This window comes from Sphingomonas sp. HMP9, assembly GCF_013374115.1.
Classification (GTDB): Bacteria; Pseudomonadota; Alphaproteobacteria; order Sphingomonadales; family Sphingomonadaceae; genus Sphingomonas.
Window position 1 is genome coordinate 2013681 of sequence record NZ_AP022673.1, and the last position, 16887, is coordinate 2030567.

18 protein-coding genes are annotated in these 16887 nt (G+C 64.3%); 11 read left to right on the forward strand and 7 right to left on the reverse strand.

All coding sequences use genetic code 11. The annotated features are described in order from the left end of the window. Positions 1–89 precede the first annotated feature (89 nt). On the reverse strand, positions 90–350 hold the full coding sequence (locus tag HMP09_RS08865; protein WP_055881432.1) for a DUF2171 domain-containing protein: 261 nt from the start codon (positions 348–350) through the stop codon (positions 90–92). Between the two features lie 77 nt (positions 351–427). Between HMP09_RS08865 and HMP09_RS08870 the strand changes: the two genes are divergently transcribed. Continuing rightward, the gene (locus HMP09_RS08870) at positions 428–610 is read left to right on the forward strand and encodes a hypothetical protein (RefSeq protein ID WP_232090155.1); all 183 of its coding nucleotides are present in this window, start codon (positions 428–430) and stop codon (positions 608–610) included. A gap of 60 nt (positions 611–670) precedes the next feature. Further along, positions 671–1723 (forward strand): ribonucleotide-diphosphate reductase subunit beta, encoded by a 1053-nt coding sequence (locus HMP09_RS08875; protein ID WP_056484648.1) that lies wholly within the window; start codon positions 671–673, stop codon positions 1721–1723. A gap of 99 nt (positions 1724–1822) precedes the next feature. Here the strand turns inward: HMP09_RS08875 and HMP09_RS08880 are convergent, their stop codons facing one another. Next, entirely contained in the window at positions 1823–2440 is a 618-nt protein-coding gene (locus HMP09_RS08880) for a hypothetical protein (protein WP_176500055.1), read from the reverse strand. Positions 2441–2949: 509 nt separating this feature from the next. On the opposite strand from HMP09_RS08880, the gene HMP09_RS18670 reads away from it, so the two are divergent. Continuing rightward, a complete protein-coding gene (locus HMP09_RS18670) occupies positions 2950–3156 on the forward strand; it encodes a YegP family protein (protein ID WP_176500056.1) in 207 nt (68 codons plus the stop codon). Between the two features lie 100 nt (positions 3157–3256). On the opposite strand, the gene HMP09_RS18395 is transcribed toward HMP09_RS18670, so the two are convergent. Next, complete coding sequence (locus tag HMP09_RS18395) at positions 3257–4045, reverse strand: thermonuclease family protein (RefSeq protein WP_232090156.1); 789 nt, start codon at positions 4043–4045, stop codon at positions 3257–3259. Positions 4046–4855: 810 nt separating this feature from the next. Continuing rightward, a complete protein-coding gene (locus tag HMP09_RS08895) occupies positions 4856–5521 on the reverse strand; it encodes an outer membrane protein (protein WP_176500057.1) in 666 nt (221 codons plus the stop codon). Between the two features lie 296 nt (positions 5522–5817). Here HMP09_RS08895 and HMP09_RS08900 point away from each other — a divergent pair, with 296 nt between their 5' ends. Then, entirely contained in the window at positions 5818–6036 is a 219-nt protein-coding gene (locus HMP09_RS08900; RefSeq protein ID WP_176500058.1) for a hypothetical protein, read from the forward strand. Positions 6037–6072: 36 nt separating this feature from the next. Here the strand turns inward: HMP09_RS08900 and HMP09_RS08905 are convergent, their stop codons facing one another. Continuing rightward, a complete protein-coding gene (locus tag HMP09_RS08905) occupies positions 6073–6417 on the reverse strand; it encodes a DNA primase (RefSeq protein WP_176500059.1) in 345 nt (114 codons plus the stop codon). A gap of 79 nt (positions 6418–6496) precedes the next feature. Then, entirely contained in the window at positions 6497–7756 is a 1260-nt protein-coding gene (locus HMP09_RS08910) for a multidrug effflux MFS transporter (protein WP_176500060.1), read from the reverse strand. A 136-nt stretch (positions 7757–7892) separates the two neighbouring features. On the opposite strand from HMP09_RS08910, the gene HMP09_RS08915 reads away from it, so the two are divergent. The 4 genes from HMP09_RS08915 to HMP09_RS08930 all read left to right on the forward strand — a co-directional run bounded on the left by HMP09_RS08915 (position 7893) and on the right by HMP09_RS08930 (position 14201). Beyond that, on the forward strand, positions 7893–8381 hold the full coding sequence (locus HMP09_RS08915) for a hypothetical protein (protein WP_176500061.1): 489 nt from the start codon (positions 7893–7895) through the stop codon (positions 8379–8381). Between the two features lie 126 nt (positions 8382–8507). Beyond that, entirely contained in the window at positions 8508–9464 is a 957-nt protein-coding gene (locus tag HMP09_RS08920) for an isopenicillin N synthase family dioxygenase (protein ID WP_176500062.1), read from the forward strand. Between the two features lie 326 nt (positions 9465–9790). Then, positions 9791–12565, forward strand: a complete 2775-nt coding sequence (gene polA, locus HMP09_RS08925; protein ID WP_176500063.1) for a DNA polymerase I — start codon at positions 9791–9793, stop codon at positions 12563–12565. 118 nt (positions 12566–12683) lie between these two features. Further along, positions 12684–14201 (forward strand): lipopolysaccharide biosynthesis protein, encoded by a 1518-nt coding sequence (locus HMP09_RS08930; protein WP_176500064.1) that lies wholly within the window; start codon positions 12684–12686, stop codon positions 14199–14201. A gap of 5 nt (positions 14202–14206) precedes the next feature. Here the strand turns inward: HMP09_RS08930 and HMP09_RS08935 are convergent, their stop codons facing one another. Continuing rightward, on the reverse strand, positions 14207–15235 hold the full coding sequence (locus HMP09_RS08935) for a polyprenyl synthetase family protein (RefSeq protein WP_176500065.1): 1029 nt from the start codon (positions 15233–15235) through the stop codon (positions 14207–14209). A gap of 110 nt (positions 15236–15345) precedes the next feature. On the opposite strand from HMP09_RS08935, the gene HMP09_RS08940 reads away from it, so the two are divergent. From HMP09_RS08940 to HMP09_RS08950, 3 genes are all read left to right on the forward strand, one after another. Beyond that, on the forward strand, positions 15346–15639 hold the full coding sequence (locus HMP09_RS08940; RefSeq protein ID WP_176500066.1) for a chorismate mutase: 294 nt from the start codon (positions 15346–15348) through the stop codon (positions 15637–15639). A gap of 147 nt (positions 15640–15786) precedes the next feature. Next, positions 15787–16488: an AcvB/VirJ family lysyl-phosphatidylglycerol hydrolase gene (locus tag HMP09_RS08945; protein WP_176500067.1), complete on the forward strand. Its 702-nt coding sequence runs from the start codon at positions 15787–15789 to the stop codon at positions 16486–16488. Positions 16489–16498: 10 nt separating this feature from the next. Continuing rightward, a complete protein-coding gene (locus HMP09_RS08950; protein WP_176500068.1) occupies positions 16499–16885 on the forward strand; it encodes a DUF2147 domain-containing protein in 387 nt (128 codons plus the stop codon). Positions 16886–16887: the final 2 nt, after the last annotated feature.

Below are 16887 nucleotides of genomic sequence, written 5' to 3' on the forward strand. Positions count from 1 at the left end.
GCGGCCTGACGCAACGAACCCCGGCCCGCATGGTGCGGACCGGGGTTCGGGCGGGCTCGGCGGTACGCGGTAAGCGTACCGCCAGCGTGTCAGGCCTCTTCTTCGAACGTCACCGCCACGTCGGCGTTGGCCGAAAGGCGGACCTTGCCGTCCTCGATATCCGCAACCAGCCCGAGCGAGATGAAGTGATGATGCCCTTCATGGCTGCCCGTGCCCTCGTTGACCTGGGCGCCCGAGTCCTTCTTGGTCAGCTTGATGCGGTTGCCTTCGACCTTGTCGACGGTGCCGACATGGACGCCGTCCGCACCGATGACTTCGGCATGTTCCTGGATCTGGGTTGCATCGACCATGGTCGTTCTCCTGTGATGAATACGGGTGCTGAACGCGCGCCGCGCGAGTTGGTCGCATGACGTATGGTTCAGCTATCATGTTCGCGGTCGCGGCCGTGCTCGGAATCGTCGGCACGGCCCTTCTTTTGCGGCTGCGCTCGCCGACGATCACCGAACCGCAGACTTATGCGTTCAGGATGATCGGCATCATGCTCGCCTCGGGCGCGATCGTCCTCGCCATGTCCGCCGCCGCGATGTGGCAATGGAGCACGCAGATATGACGCACCGATAACTCCACCAGTTTCCCGAATTTACGACAGATTTCCCGAAAGGCTTACCCCATGTCCCTCCTTCACGCCTCCAAGCAGTACAAGCCGTTCGAATACCCCTGGGCGTTCGAGTTCTGGAAGCGCCAGCAGCAGCTCCACTGGCTCCCCGAGGAAGTGCCCTTGGGCGAGGATTGCCGCGACTGGGCGCAGAAATTGAGCGACCACGAGCGCAACCTGCTCACGCAGATCTTCCGCTTCTTCACGCAGGCCGATGTCGAGGTGCAGGATTGCTACCACGAGAAATACGGCCGCGTGTTCAAGCCGACCGAGATCAAGATGATGCTGACCTCGTTCAGCAACATGGAGACGGTCCACATCGCCGCCTACAGCCATCTGCTCGACACCATCGGCATGCCCGAGAGCGAATATGGCGCCTTCCTCGAATATGCCGAGATGAAGGAAAAGCATGATTACATGCAGCAGTTCACCGTCGACAATGACGAGGACATCGCGCGCACGCTCGCGATGTTCGGCGGCTTCACCGAAGGCGTCCAGCTGTTCGCATCGTTTGCGATGCTGATGAACTTCCCGCGCTTCAACAAGATGAAGGGCATGGGCCAGATCGTCACGTGGTCGATCCGCGACGAGAGCCTGCACTGCGAGGGCATCATCAAGATGTTCCACACCTTCTGTCAGGAGCGCCAGTGCCTGACCAAGGCGGTCAAGGACGACATCGCCGACGTCTGCCAGACGACGATCCGCCTCGAGGACAATTTCATCGATCTCGCCTTCGAGATGGGCCCGGTCAACGGCATGACCCCCAAGGAGATCAAGAAGTACATCCGCTTCATCGCCGACTGGCGCATGACCCAGCTCGGCCTCAAGCCGATCTACATGATCGACGAGCACCCGCTGCCCTGGCTCGCGCCGATGCTCAACGGCGTCGAGCACGCCAACTTCTTCGAACAGCGCGCCACCGAATATTCGAAGGCCGCCACCAAGGGCCAGTGGAACGACGTCTGGGACTCGTTCGACAAGCGCCAGACCGCGAAGAAGGGTCCGATTGCGAATGTGGATCTGAGCGAGGTTCGCGACATGTTCAGCGATTCGGTCGCGGCGGAGTAATCGGATCGAACGAGTTTCAGTAAACGCCGAATCCCGCTACCGACGGCGGACTGCGCTGTGAACACGAACAATCATCGTGGGCTTTGCCCATGATGGTTGTTAGTTTTCTGTCCAAACCTCTTTCATTAATTCGATGTAACGAATTAGGTTTCCAACGGCGCGCTCGGTTAACTCGCCATAAAAACGTAATTCGGCATAACAATCTTTCGCGAGCGCTACCCTAACGGTCTCGGCAACTCGTTCCGCTGGAAATTCGGAATAATTCTCAGAACTTAGTAAGGCGCTGGGCGCTGTACTGACATTTTCCTGAACAGGCTCCGTTGCATTTTCTCGCTCGGGAATAACTTCTACGTGTTCAGCAAGCACATATTGCTCAGTCTCACGCAAAGAGCGCATTGTCTCATCAGCGCCACCCTTAGAAAATCCCATATCTCTTATTAGAAAAGCGCGGATAGGTTCGTCCGCACCTGGAATTCGTCCGTTGAACCGATCTCGTAAAGCGCGGAAGATCTCTGGACGAACGGACGCCTCTTTTATCGCCCTACTACGTTCGAAGCTAGACGAGGGCTCAAATATTGAGAGTGCCAAATCAGTGATTTTTGTCTTCTCACCGATTCCCTCGACCAAACCAAATTGCCGGACCGAACCAAGCGCAGTAGCGCTACTTCCAGATTTTCCAGCAAAACCCATCAGTTCATATGCCATCGCGGAGTTCACGGCGCTTCGATGGACTGCGTCATAGATGCTTCGGGCGTAAGTCAGTGATTGTGGTAGCGAGTACTTTGGCGCTCGCGGGCTACGGGCGCGTTCGAATACGTTCTCGTTAGCCATACCGCGTACTCCCAAAACCAACCTGAGAACACTATGCCGTACAAGCCGTTCAATCAACGAATAAAGTCGGAACAGCTCCGCGAGTTTTTATTATGGAATTTCAATAGGATACGGAGCTGATACAAAGGTTACGCCGGAATGATCTTTTTGAACCCAATTAAACGAGCAAAGGTTTCCGAGAAAAACTTCGTTTGTTCTCGATTCCGATTGACGGAGAAATTAACCAGAGTAGAAGTAAATGTGCGAAAGGCGAAGTTGCCTCCACAGCAACTCCGCCTTCCTGAGTGATCGAGCTTGCAGCACCGACATCCCGGGTCGAGGACGTATGCCCTGACCACTGCATATTGGTCATACGCTCCAAAGCGCATTCAATCAATGCTGCTGGAGTGTGCATCATGAGCAGACCTTTTCCATCATACTGGATTTATCGCGACAACCGCAACGAATGGCGCTGGACCTATGAGGCCAGTAATGGCCGGACCATCGCTGTAAGTAGCGAGGGTTATGTGCACAAAGCGGATTGTCAGCGTGGAATCGACCTACTGAAGGCTTCTAATGGATCACCCGTTTGGACTCCAACGAAAGATCTTAACATCGCCTAAGTCGATGCCTCACCTTGTCCGGTGGGCAAGGTGAGGTTCCACTCTCTCGCGAGCGTTGCGCTGAAATTTATAATATAATTACTTCGTACGAATAGTGGATTTAAAATACTGTACACCATGGCGAGCGCTTGCCACCGCCATAGTGGCGCGCGAGTCCGTGGCGGACGAGCACCTCCCCCAGTGACTCCCCGCCCCTCCTGACGATCCGCAGCTTGCGCCCGTAGCGGTCGACGTCGCGCTTGATCGGGACCAGCGTGAACGGGGCAGCGTTGAGCAGCGCTTGCATCTTCACCGTCGCGGCCTGCCCCAACCGGGCTTCGCGCGCGCAGCGTGGCGGGTGCGTCTCCGGCGTGTCGATGTCGGCGATGCGGATCTTGGTGCCTGCCATCCAGAAGGTGTCGCCGTCGACCATGCAGTCGATCCGCTTGGCGTGGCCGCAGATCGTGAAGCGCGCGGAGACCGCCTTGCCGCCCGACAGCGCGGAGGCGAGCGCCGCGGCGGACGACGCCGCACTGGCAACCCCCGCCGCGGTCGCGAGCGCGCCGGTCGCGGCGGTGGCGGCACCGGCATTGGCCGCGGCACCGGCAACCGCAGCGGGCGACGCCTCCGTCTTGGCTGCGTCCGCCCCCCAGCCCCAGCCACCGGGCACGCGCAGATGTCCGGCGGGCCAGGCGATACCGAACCCGGTCGGCCATTCGATCTTCAGGCCCGGCGGCACCAGCGCCGACCAGTCGATCTGGCGGATCACCGGCATCATCAGCCCGAGCAGCACGCCGTAGAACACCAGACGAAGCTGCAGCAGGACTCCCGGCTGGGCTCCGCGCGCGCCCCCGCGCCCCCGCGTGGCGCCAGCGCGATCGCCCCCGAGCAACCGCATGAAATCAAACACATACTCCATCATCGCTCGCGCGTACGCACGCGCGCGCGAAAGTCACCGTAGGGCGGCCCTGCCTTGCGGCGAGCGGAGTCGGAAACGAGGCGAACGCATCGTGAACATCGCACAGGTCTCGTCTCGGACGATTTGGATCGGCAACGCACCCGTCTCGCAGCGGCGCGAGATTTCGCTGTCCTACACGAGACCGACATGCCCAGTTCGCCGCGTGCCAACCCTAACCCCAGTCCCACGCGACGTGCACACACCCCCGCGATCCATCCGGCGTGCGCACGCGATCATCGTGCGAGCGTCTATACTTCCTATACTTCACTCCCCGCACCCTCAGGCGCCAGGCGCACAACAGGCGGGGAAATACCACCACGCCCCGCCCTTCGTACGGCCTGCGCCCCTTCCCGCGATCACCACGCGAGCGTCTAAACTTTCTATACTTCACTCCCCCGCGCACGCCGCCGCCAGGCGCACGAAGGGCGGGGAAGTGCTGCCACCCCCGCCCTTCGTGCGGCCGCGTCCCCTCCCGCGCCCCCTCCCGCGCCCCCTCCCGCGACCGCCGCGCGAGCGTCTATACTTTCCATACTTCACTCCCCGGCACCCGAAGTCGCCAGACGCACGAAGGGCGGGGAAGCGCCGCCTCCCCGCCCTTCATGCGGCCTGCGCCCCTCGCGCGATCACCGCGCCAGCGTCTATACTTTCTATACTTCACTCTCCGACACCCGAAGTCGCCAGACGCACGAAGGGCGGGAAATGGCCTTAGCCACTCCCCGCCCCCGTTACGCGTCCAGCTTTTCCCTCTTGCGAGGCAAAGGCTTAGAAGTGCGTGATGATGCCGAGCATCGGACGGAAGCTCTGTGCGTCGCCGAAGGTGTTGACCTCTGCACGGATGCGGAAGCCAGCGTTGCCGGTGATGCCCTTGAGGCCAATGCTCTGCGGACCGACTTCTGCGCCGATGCCGTAGGTGATCGCGCTGTAGTCACGCTTGGTGTTCGCGACGACGTTCGAACGGCCCGAGAAATGGTCGAAGTTGACCCACTGGTAGCCGACCTTGCCGTAGATCAGGCCGCTGTCGCCGGCGCGGAAGCCGAAACGGCCTGCTGCGCCATATTCCCAATCGATGTTGCCATCGATACCCTTGATCACGTTGCCTTCTGCGCCGACGAAGACCGGGCCGAGCGGCACGTTCACGCCGAGCACGCCCTGGACCAGCGAGCCCGAAGGCTTGTAGCCGCGACGGCTCGTGCCGTCAGCGTTGATGGCCTGCGGGATGCCGTGGCCACGCTCGTTGTCGAACTGCTCCCAGCCGCCCATGACGCCGAAATACGGCTCGATGCCGAATGCCTTCGAACCGTCCGGAGCTGCTGCCTCGCCGGGCTGCGCGCTGTTGTCGACGGGGGCCGGTGCCGACATGTCCTGCGCGAAGGCGGGAACTGCGACCGTTGCGGCGGCAAGGGCGATTGCCAGGGAAAGCTTACGCATGAAAGTGACCTTATCTCGAGTGTTGCGTGGATCGCCGGCTGCACGGTGCGCCGGTTGGTCCAGGCAAGTCGAAACAGGTCGGCGGGCACATGGTTGCACAAAAAACGTCACATTCAGGGAACTGTTCGGCTGTGTTGCGTTACAGCAACAGTTCCTGTCAGTTGCATGAACGAACCATGGCGCCGCGGCGGCGGACTGGGCGGGAATACAGCGGAAAAGCGGCAAAAAGCGGTCGAGCCGGGTGTTAAGGCTATGCGTTTACCGGCTGGTGACGATCGGTGTGCAATGCAGCATCGATGGGATTTTCACGCCTGTTCCGCAGCCGCTGGGCGGCCCTGTTCTGGTCGGCGGGGATCGTGTGGACGGCGTATGACGTCGCCGCTGATGCACCGGAACCGGTCGCCACGAACGCGGTCTCGGGCGTTTCGGATAATGCGGTGGAGCAACCGACCGATGCCGCCGGCGCTGCATTCAACGCGGCCGATCTGGCGATCCTGGCCAACGCCATCGGTTAAGGGCGACGCGCCCGGCACAAGCGCGTCGCGGATCGTTCAGGGCTTGAGCGCGACGTCGTCGGCGTCCTTCAGGTCTTCGTCGTCGTCGATGCTGTCGTCGTCGAGTTCGTCCTGGACGTCGTCCTCGTCCATGTCGGCCTCATCCATCGTGACGGATGCATCCGTCTCGCCGACCTCCTCGGAGTCCATCCGGGTCTCGTCGATCGACTCGTCGTCCTTGTCGTCTTCGCCGAGGTCGGGTTCGAGGTCGGTCAGGATGATGCCGTCGCTCGGCCCGTTGCGCGTGGCCTCGAGGATCTCGGCGCGCTGGCTCTCGTCATAGCCCTCTTCGTCATAGCCGTCGTCGCCCGATCCGGCACTCGGCACCTGATGTCCGCCCATGGTCACACTCCCTCGTTCCAGGACGCCCGCACGGTGCGGGCCTACCAGATGCGAACGGTGGACGTGCGCGGTGGTTCCTTCAAGCGCGCAACGGCGCCGTGGCGGCGGGCCGGAACAAGCGACCGCGCTCGGTGATCAGGATGGCGACGAGCGCGGCCAGACCTGCGAGCAGGAACCCGCCGACCAGCGGCACGGTGGTACCGTTGAAGGCCTGCCCGATCAGCGCGCCGAACACCGCACCGACGGTAACGCTCAGGAACCCCTGCACGCTCGACGCGGTGCCGGCGATCCGCCCCATATTCTCCATCGCCATCGCCGAGAAGTTCGACGTCGCCAGCCCGAAACAACCGAGCGTCAACGCCTGGAACACCGCGAAGCTGACCAATGTCTCGAAGCCGATCTCGATCGCGAACAAATGGACCAGCGACACCAGGATCAGCACCGACAGCGCCCCGTGGCTGATCAGCCGAGTCCCCAGCCGCATCACGATCCGCGAGTTCAGCAGGTTGCACGCCGCCATCGTCACCGACGTCGTCGCGAAGATCAGCGCGAGCAATGTCGGCTTGTGGAACACGTCCGCCATGATCTGCTGGATCGAATTGAGATAGCCGTACAGCGCGCCCATCAGCGCGGTCGACGCGAGCGTGTAGCCAAGCGAATTGCGATCGCTCAGCGTCAGGCGCCAGTCGCTCAGGATGCGCCCCGGCGTAATCGGCAGGACGTTCTCGGGCGCCAACGTCTCGGGCATCCGCAGGTAGAACCAGACGAGCACGCCCAGCGTCAGCACCGCGACGGTCCAGAAGATCGCGCGCCAGTCGCCGAACTGCAGCACAGTCCAGCCGAACGTCGGCGCCAGGATCGGCACGATCATGAACACCATAAACGCAATCGACATGACCCGCGCCATCGCCCGCCCATGATAGCAATCGCGCACCAGCGCGATCGTCGCCACGCGCGCCGCTGCGATCACCGCGCCGCCAAACACCCGCGCCGCCAGCAGCAGCGTGAAGCTTCCCGCAGTGGCGCACGCCACGTTCGCGATGATGTAGAGCATGAGCGACCACAGCAGCACCGTCCGCCGCCCGAACCGGTCCGCGAGCGGCCCATGGACGAGCTGCGCGACGCCGAAGCCGATGACGAACGCGGTCACGACGAACTGTCGGCCGTTCTCCGACGCGACACCGAGCGAGTCGCCGATCGCCGGCAGCGCCGGGAGCATCGAGTCGATTCCGAGCGCGGTCAGCGACATCAGCGAGGCGACGAGCGCGACGAATTCGACGAAGCCGATCGGCGCGCCACGCATCGCCGGCGCGTCGGATTGGGGGTCCTGGGTCTGCATGATGCGTGCGCCTTACCCGCTCGGGCTGTCTGGCGAAACCCGTCAACCGGCGCAATCCGTACCAGTCAGGCGGGATTGTGAGATCGGCCCGCGCGTCCTATCTGTATTGCGACCGCAACACACTCGGGAGATCGCCATGTACCGCCCCCTTCTGCTTGCCACCGCCGGCCTGCTCGTGCTGTCCGCCTGCGACCGTTCGAACGAGGGCGCATCGGTGTCCATCAACGCCGATGGCGGCAACGTGCTCGGCGCGATCAACGGCGAGACCGGCGAGATGAAAATCGACGTCCCCGGCTTCCAGGGGTCGGTGAAGCTGCCAAAGATCAAGATCAACGCCGACGACTTCGACCTCAACGGCGTGCGGCTGTATCCGGGCTCGTCGATCAAGACGCTGAACATCGTCGGCGACGACAAGACCGGCGGGCTCCGCGTCGCGTTTGCAAGTCCCGCCACCCCGGCGACCGTCCGCGACTGGTTCGCACAGCGTCTCGGCAAGGTCGGCTACCAAGTCCATGCGGACGGCCCGAACCTGATCGGCACGACGGACGAGAACAAACCCTTCCGCCTGGAACTCGCCCCCGACGGCGCGGACAAGGCGACCGGCACGATCGTCATCAGCGGCTAGTCTACAATCCTCCCCCGCCAGGGGGAGGATCATTCGACAAGATAATGTACCAGCCCTAACTCCGGCATTTGGCACCAAGCCCCTGCCCCCCTATATCGGGCGTCCCCCAAACCGGACACGAACCCCATGCTCGACACGCCCGCCGCCCAGGTCCCAACTCTCAGCCTCGCCACGCAAGACACCGACCCCGATGGCTTTGCAGCCGCCTTCGGCGAGTCGTTCGAGCGATACGGCTTTGCGATCGTCGCCGATCACGGCATCCCAGCCGACCTGATCGAGCGCGCCTGGGCCGAAACCAAGCTGCTGTTCGACCTGCCCGAGGATGAAAAGCGCGGCTATCACATCGCCGGTGGCGGCGGTGCGCGCGGCTATACGCCGTTCAAGACCGAGATCGCCAAGGACGCCAAGGTCGTCGATCTCAAGGAATTCTGGCACGTCGGCCGCGAACTGCCGGAGGGTCATCACTATGCGGACACGATGGCGCCGAACGTCTGGCCGACGCGGCCCGAGGGTTTCAAGCCGGTGTTCCTCGAACTGTTCGCCGCGTTCGACCGCGCGGGCGACAAGCTGCTGTCGGCCATCGCGCGCCACCTGAAGCTGAAGCCCGACTGGTTCGACCCAGCGGTCAAGGACGGCAACAGCATCCTGCGCCTGCTGCATTACCCGCCGATCCCCGCCGATGCCGAAGGCGTCCGCGCCGGCGCGCATGAGGATATCAACCTCATCACGCTGCTGCTCGGCGCCGAGGAAGCCGGGCTCGAACTGCTCGACCGCGCGAACGGTCGCTGGCTGTCGATCAAGCCGCCCGAGGGTGCAATGGTCGTCAACGTCGGCGACATGCTCCAGCGCCTGACCAACAACGTCCTCCCGTCGACCACGCACCGCGTCGTCAACCCGCCCCCCGAACGCCGCGGCCACTCCCGCTACTCGATGCCGTTCTTCCTGCATCCCGCCCCCGATTTCCTGATCGAGACGCTGCCGGGCACGATCACCCCGGATAACGCGAACCGCTACCCGACGCCGATCACCGCGCATGACTACCTGTACGAGCGCCTCGTCGAGATCGGGCTGATCAAGAAGTAACCCCGTGTTCCCCCGCGAACGCGGGGGCCCAGGAGCCACATACGATAGCGCCTGCGACTCCTTGGCTCCTGCCTTCGCGGGAGAACCCCAAAACCTACGTCTCCACCCCGGCGAAGGCCGGGGCCCAGTTGGGGGACGGCGATAACGAAGCGATACGCATCGTTACTGCAACCTTTCCAACTGGGCCCCGGCCTTCGCCGGGGTGGTGCTTAGTTCGAAGCGGCAAGAGACGCCCAAAGCACCCCGCCGCTTTTCCCACCACCTGATACCCAACAACCACGCTTCGCCCATTGGTCCGCGCGCCCGCATCCGCTAGACCGCGCGCGATGCCCCATCTCTATCTCGTCGACGGCTCCGGCTATATCTTCCGCGCCTATCACCGGCTGCCACCGCTCACCAACAAGCATGGCGAGCCAGTCGGCGCGGTGTACGGCTATACGACGATGCTGTGGAAGCTCGCGGACGAGGTCCACGCGGCCGACGGCCCGACGCACATGGCGGTCATCCTCGACAAGTCGTCCAAGACCTTCCGCAACGATCTCTACGACAAGTACAAGGCGCAGCGCCCCCCCGCCCCCGCCGATCTGATCCCGCAGTTCCCGATGATCCGCGACGCCACGCGCGCCTTCTCGCTGCCCTGCATCGAGACCGAGGGGCTCGAGGCGGACGACATCATCGCCTGCTATTCGAAGGCCGCGCTCGCACAGGGCTGGTCGGTCACGATCGTGTCGTCGGACAAGGACCTGATGCAGCTGATCGAGCCCGGGCTCGACATGTACGACACGATGAACAACCGCCGGCTCGGCCCCGAGCATGTCGCGGAGAAGTTTCACGGCGTCACGCCTGCGCAACTCGGCGACGTGCTCGCGCTGATGGGCGACAGCGTCGACAACGTGCCCGGCGTCCCCGGCGTCGGCCCCAAGACCGCCGCCAAGCTGATCCTCGAACATGGCGATCTCGAATCGGTGCTGGCGGCTGCCGACGGCATGAAGAAGAGCAAGCTGCGCGACAACCTGATCGAGCATGCCGAGATGGCGCGGCTGTCGAAGGTGCTCGTCACGCTCAAATGCGACGTGTCGCTGCCGGAACCGCTCGAAGACCTCGAACTCAAGGGCATCCCCGACGCACCCTTGCGCGCGTTCCTCGAACATCACGGCTTCAAGTCGCTGATCGCCAAGCTCTCCGCGGTAGCCGAGGCGCCGGTCCCCGAGTCGCCCGTCGTGGCGGACATGGACGCGGACGAGCTCTGCAAGCACGACGACTATGAGACCGTCGTCGACGAAGCCGCGCTCGACAGGTGGATCACGATCGCCCGGCATCAGGGCTGGGTCGGGATCGATACCGAGACGACCGGCATCGACGCGACGCGTGCCGATCTGGTCGGAATCAGCATGGCGCTGCATCCGAACCTCGCCTGCTACGTACCTATCGCGCATGGCGGCACCGATTTGCTCGCGGAAAACCCGGTCCAGCTCGACCGCGCGATCGTGCTGGCGAAGATGAAGCCGCTGCTGGAGGATCCGAGCATCCTGAAGATCGGCCACAATCTCAAATACGACATGATCGTGCTGGCGCGCGCCTACGCCGCCACCGGCGGCGTGACGATCGCACCGTTCGACGACACGATCCTGATGAGCTTCGATCTCGACGCGGGGCTTCACGGCCATGGCATGGACGAACTTGCCGCTACGCACCTCTCGCACACCTGCATCGCGTTCAAGGATGTAGTCGGCACCGGCAAGTCGCAGCGCACCTTTAACGAAATCGACCTCAAGGCCGCGACCCACTACGCCGCCGAGGACGCGGACGTGACGCTCCGCCTGTGGCGCCGGTTCAAGCGCCGCCTGGCCGCCGAGGGCTCGACGCGCGTCTACGAAATGGTCGATCGCCCGCTCGTCCCCGTCATCGCGCAGATGGAGATGCACGGCATCAAGGTCGACGCCGCCAAGCTGTCGAAACTCTCGACCGAGTTCGCCGGCCAGATGGCGAGCCTGGAAACCGAGATCCACGCGCTCGCCGGCGCGCCGTTCACGATCGGCAGCCCCAAACAGCTGGGCGACGTGCTGTTCGAGAAGATGGGGATCAAGGGCGGCCGCAAGGGCAAGTCCGGCGTCTATTCGACCGACGTCACCGAACTCGAGCGGATCGCCGCGGACAAGGACTCGCCCGGCGCCGGAATGGCGCGGAAGGTGCTCGACTGGCGCCAGTTGTCGAAGCTGAAATCGACCTATACCGATGCGTTGCAGGCGCAGATCAACCCGGCGACGGGCCGCGTCCATACCTCGTACAGCCTCACCGGCGCGCAGACCGGACGGCTGTCGTCGACCGATCCCAACCTCCAGAACATCCCGATCCGCACCGAGATCGGGCGCCAGATTCGCGACGCGTTCGTCGCCGAGCCCGGCAACGTCATACTCGCCGCCGATTACTCGCAGATCGAGCTTCGGCTCGCCGCGCACATGGCCAACGTCCCCGCGCTGAAGCAGGCCTTCGCGAACGGCGACGACATCCACAGCCTCACCGCGCAGGAGCTGTTCGGCGAGGTCAACCGCGACACGCGCGGCCGCGCGAAGACGATCAATTTCGCGATCCTCTACGGCATCTCGCGCTGGGGGCTCGCCGGCCGCCTCGACGTGAGCGCGGACGAAGCGCAGGCGATGATCGACCGCTATTTCGATCGCTTCCCCGGCATCTCCAGCTACATCGTCGACACCACCGAAAGCGTCCGCGCTACAGGGTTCACGACGACGCTGTTCGGGCGGAAAACGCATTTCCCGCGGATCCGCTCGAAGATCCAGCACGAACGCCAGGGCGCCGAGCGCGCCGCGATCAACGCGCCGATCCAGGGCACGAGCGCGGACATCATCAAGCGTGCGATGGTCCGGATGGGCCCCGCGCTGCTCGAAGCCGGGCTGCCCAACGTGCGCATGCTGCTCCAGGTCCACGACGAACTCGTGTTCGAACTGCCCGAGGGCGATGTCGAGGCGGCCAAGCCCGTGATCGAACGCGTGATGGCCAACGCCGCGACGCCGGCGGTGACGCTCGACGTGCCGCTCGGCATAGAAATCGGCACCGGCCTCAGCTGGGGCGCGGCGCATTGAACGCGAAGGGGGGCAGCCGGCCGCGCCCGGCTGACTCGTACCAGCGCGGCCGGCGGAGCGCTTGCTCCGACCGACGACGCGGCTTTGCCGCGACGCGACGCACCAACGGCGCCCGCCCGTGACCGAATCCACGCAGGATATCGACACGCTCGCCAAGGGCGGTCGCACCAACATCGCCGGCTTCGTCCTCCGCCTCGCCGCGCGGATCCCGTTCCTGTTCATTGCCGGCCGCATCTACGGTCCCGACCTGGTCGGCCGGTTCGCGATCGCGGTCGTCGTCGTCGAACTCGCCGCGTTGCTCGCCACGCTCGGGCTCAAGCGCGGTCTCGCGCAGGCGCTCAGCAGCGCGGATCGCCCGCACGCCAACGTCGTGTGGGATGCAATGGCGGTGGCGTTCGTCGCCTCGCTGATCGCCAGCGCCGTCCTCTGCACCTTCCCGCAGATCATGTACCCGAACAGCGCGATCACCGGGCTCGACCGGTTCCTGCCGCTGATCATCGTCGCGATCGCCTGGTCGGACGTCAGCCTCGCCGCGCTTGCCTATCGCCTTAACGTCAAGGCCGCGGTGACGGCGCGCGCGGTCGTCGAGCCATGGACGATCTCGATCGCCGCCTGGGCGTTCTCCTACTTCACGATCCGCGACGGGCTCGTGCTCAGCTACGTCGCCTCGATGACCGCCGCACTGATCGCCAGCCTCGTGCCGTTCCTGCGCAGCTACGGCGTGCCGCGCGGCTGGTCGCCGCACCTGCGCCCGCTCTATGCGCTCGCGCGCGCCAACGTGCCGCTTGCCGGCGCCGACATCCTCGAATGGGGCAGCCGCAACGTCGATCGCTTCATCCTGGGCGTGATGTTCGAGCCGAAGGTCGTCGGCATCTATTACATGGCGCAGCAGGTCGCATCCCTGCCGCAGAAGCTGAAGACCAGCTTCGATCCGATCCTCGGCCCCGTCATCACGCACAGCCTCGCGATCAACGACCGCGCCGCGATCGCCAACCAGGTCCGCCAGGTCGCGTTCTGGATCATGGCTGCGCAAGGCGGCCTTGCGCTGATGGGCTCGATTCCCGGCGAAGCGGTGATGGGCGTGGTCGGCCCACAATTCGTCGCCGGCACAGCGGCACTCGCCTTCCTGCTCACCGCCGAAGTACTCGCCTCGACCGGCGCGGTCAGCGAATCTGCGCTCGTCTACATTGCGCGCCACCGCAACCTGATGATCTCGGCAGCGATGCTCGCCTTCCAGGTCGGCCTCAGTTTTACGCTGATCTTCACGATCCGAGCGCTGGGCTATCCCGTCAACTATCAGGCGGCCGGCCCGGCCATCGCGCTGATGCTGTCGGTGGCGCTGACCTCGATCATCAAGTCGAAGCTGCTCGGCCATCTGCTGGGCGCGAACGTGTCGCCGTGGCGCTGGCCGCTGGTCTGGGCGGCGCTCGCCGCGATCGTCGTCGGGGCTGGGTTCACCGCGCTCCCCAAGCGCTACGAATGGGTCGAACTCGCGATCGGCGAGCCCGCAATCGCGGCCACCTATCTCTACATCCTGTGGAAATACGCCTTCGGCCCCGCCGATCGCGCTCTGTTCGGCAAATCGCCCGCTGTCGGCGAGGCAACGTTGCCGAACGCCGGATCACCGATCCGCTAAAGCGATCAGTATGCGCGGGCGACCGCGAACTCGACAGCTTCAACCATGGCGTCCTTGGCGGCGCCGTCGGGGAAGCCGCCGATCGAGTCGATCGCGCGCTGCCCGTAGTGGCGGGCACGCGCAAATGTGTCGTCGATCGCACGGGTCGAGCGGATGAGGCGGATCGCGTGCTGCAGATCGGCTTCGCTGTCACGGCGACCTTCGACCGCGTCCTTCCAGAACGCGCGGTCCTCGGCCGAGGCGCGCGCATAGGCGAGGATTACCGGGAGAGTCATCTTACCCTCGCGGAAGTCGTCGCCCGCATCCTTGCCCATCGTATCGGCGTCCGACACGTAATCGATCGCATCGTCGACCAGCTGGAACGCGATACCGAGGTTGCGGCCATAGGCGTCGAGCGCAGCCTCCTCGGCTTCGGTACGATCGGCAACGACCGCCGAGATTCGGCAGGCGGCGGCGAACAACGCGGCGGTCTTCGCGCCGATGATGTCGAGATACCGCTCCTCGCCGAGATCGACGCGGCGTGCGGCGGTGAGCTGGTTCACTTCGCCCTCGGCGATGACCGCGCTGGTCGAGGACAGGATCTTCAGCGCCTTCAGACTGCCGGCCTCGACCATCAGTTCGAAGCTGCGGCTGAACAGGAAATCGCCGACCAGCACGCTGGCGGGGTTGCCCCAGATGATGTTGGCGGTGCGCTTGCCGCGGCGCAGGTCGGAGCCGTCGACGACGTCGTCGTGGAGCAACGTCGCGGTGTGGATGAACTCGACCGCGGCGGCGAGCAGGTGATGCTGCGTGCCGGAATACCCGATAAGCTGCGCACTCGCGAGCGTCAGCATCGGCCGCATCCGCTTGCCGCCGCCCGCGATTAGATGACCGGCGAGTTCGGGGATCAGCGGGATTTCCGACTGCATCCGGCCGCGGATCACCGCATTGACCTGGTCCATGTCGCTAGTGACGAGTTTGACCATCGGGTCCAGCGACGGCTGGGACTCGGGATTGGGACGTAGGGTTTCGAGGCGGTGGACGGTGGCGCTCATCTTCCCGAGCCTCTGACGCCTATGCCTCTGCAAAGCAACCCTTGCCGGGTCTTGCGGAGTAGGACGCATCCCCGCAAAAGGCGGCGCGAACCAATCCGGAAGGGTGTGCGATGGCTGACGACCTGTTGAACGGATACCGCCAGAGCATCGATAATATCGATGCGGCGCTGATCCACATGCTCGCCGAGCGCTTCAAGGTGACGCAGGCGGTGGGCGTGCACAAGGCGACGCACGGCCTGCCCCCCGCCGATCCCGGCCGCGAGGAACGCCAGATCGCCCGGCTGCGCCACCTCGCGGCGGAGGCGCAGCTCGACCCTGAGTTTTCCGAAAAATTCCTGCGCTTCATCATCGACGAAGTGATCCGCCATCATGAGCGACTGGCGCACGATCCCGACGAGGCGTGAGGCAATCAGCAAATCGTATTGAATTCTACCTGTGAAACTTCTCGCGTTCGGCAACGGGGAAGAATATGGCGCAGCGCCGCAGTGCGTGAAGAAAACGTCATTCCGGCTCCACGTGCCTATCACTCGCCTGCGTGCAATCGGTTGCGAATGACGTGGCTGCGCCGATTCCTACTCGTATTGGTCCTGGCCGCTCTGGCCGTAGCGGGTTTCATGGGCTGGCTCGGCTATTTCGGTGGGCCGCTGTTTACCGATGTCTATCCGACCAGGCCGCAGCGTCCGTTTGCCGTCGTGCTGCTGACCGGCGATCTCGGCTACAAGATCGGCATGGCGCCGGAGATCGCGCAGCGGCTCGCGGCGGACGGCGTGCCGGTGGTCGCGATCAACACGCTGACCTATCTGCGCACGACGCGGACGCCTGCGAACATCACGACGCTGATCGCGCGTGCCGAACAGCGTGCGCTGCAACTCGGGCATACCGACCGGGTCGTGCTGATCGGCCAGTCGTTCGGCGCGGACATGCTGCATGTCGGACTGGTCGACCTCGCCCCCGAACTGCGCGCCAAGATCGCGAAGGTGGCGCTGATCGTGCCTGAGGACAATGTCCAGTTCCGTGCGTCGCCGAGTGAGGTCTTCGATTACTGGACGCCCACCGTCGATGCGATGCCGACCGCGCGGCGACTGACCTGGGCACCCCTGCTCTGTGTGCAGGGCGCGGAAGAGGTCGGCAGCCTATGCCCGTTGCTGACCCAGCCCAATGCGACGCGCATAGCGCTGCCGGGCGGGCACCCGCTTCACCGCGACGCCGATGCGCTCTACGAGGTGCTGGCGCGGTTCATTTTTGCGGATTGAGGATCGATCGATGAGTCCTGTGATGATGGCCCTCGCGATGGTCGCGGGCGGCTCCGCTGCGGCCTCCCCGGTGGAAGGGATCTGGCACAACCCGAAGAACAGCGTCGCGGTGAAGACCGGTGCCTGCGGGGACAGGCTGTGCGGCTGGGTCGTGCGGGCAAGCGACGAGGCGCAGGCCGACGCGCGCGATGGCGGCACGCCGAAACTGATCGGCACCGCGTTGCTCCGCGAATATCGCCCCAGCGGCCGCCGGAAATGGTCGGGCCAGATTTTCGTCCCCGACATGGGCCGCACCTTTGGGTCGACGCTGACCCTGGTCGACACGAACACGATCGACGTGAAGGGCTGCCTGATCGGCGGGTTCCTGTGCAAGACGCAGACCTGGCACCGCGGTTGACC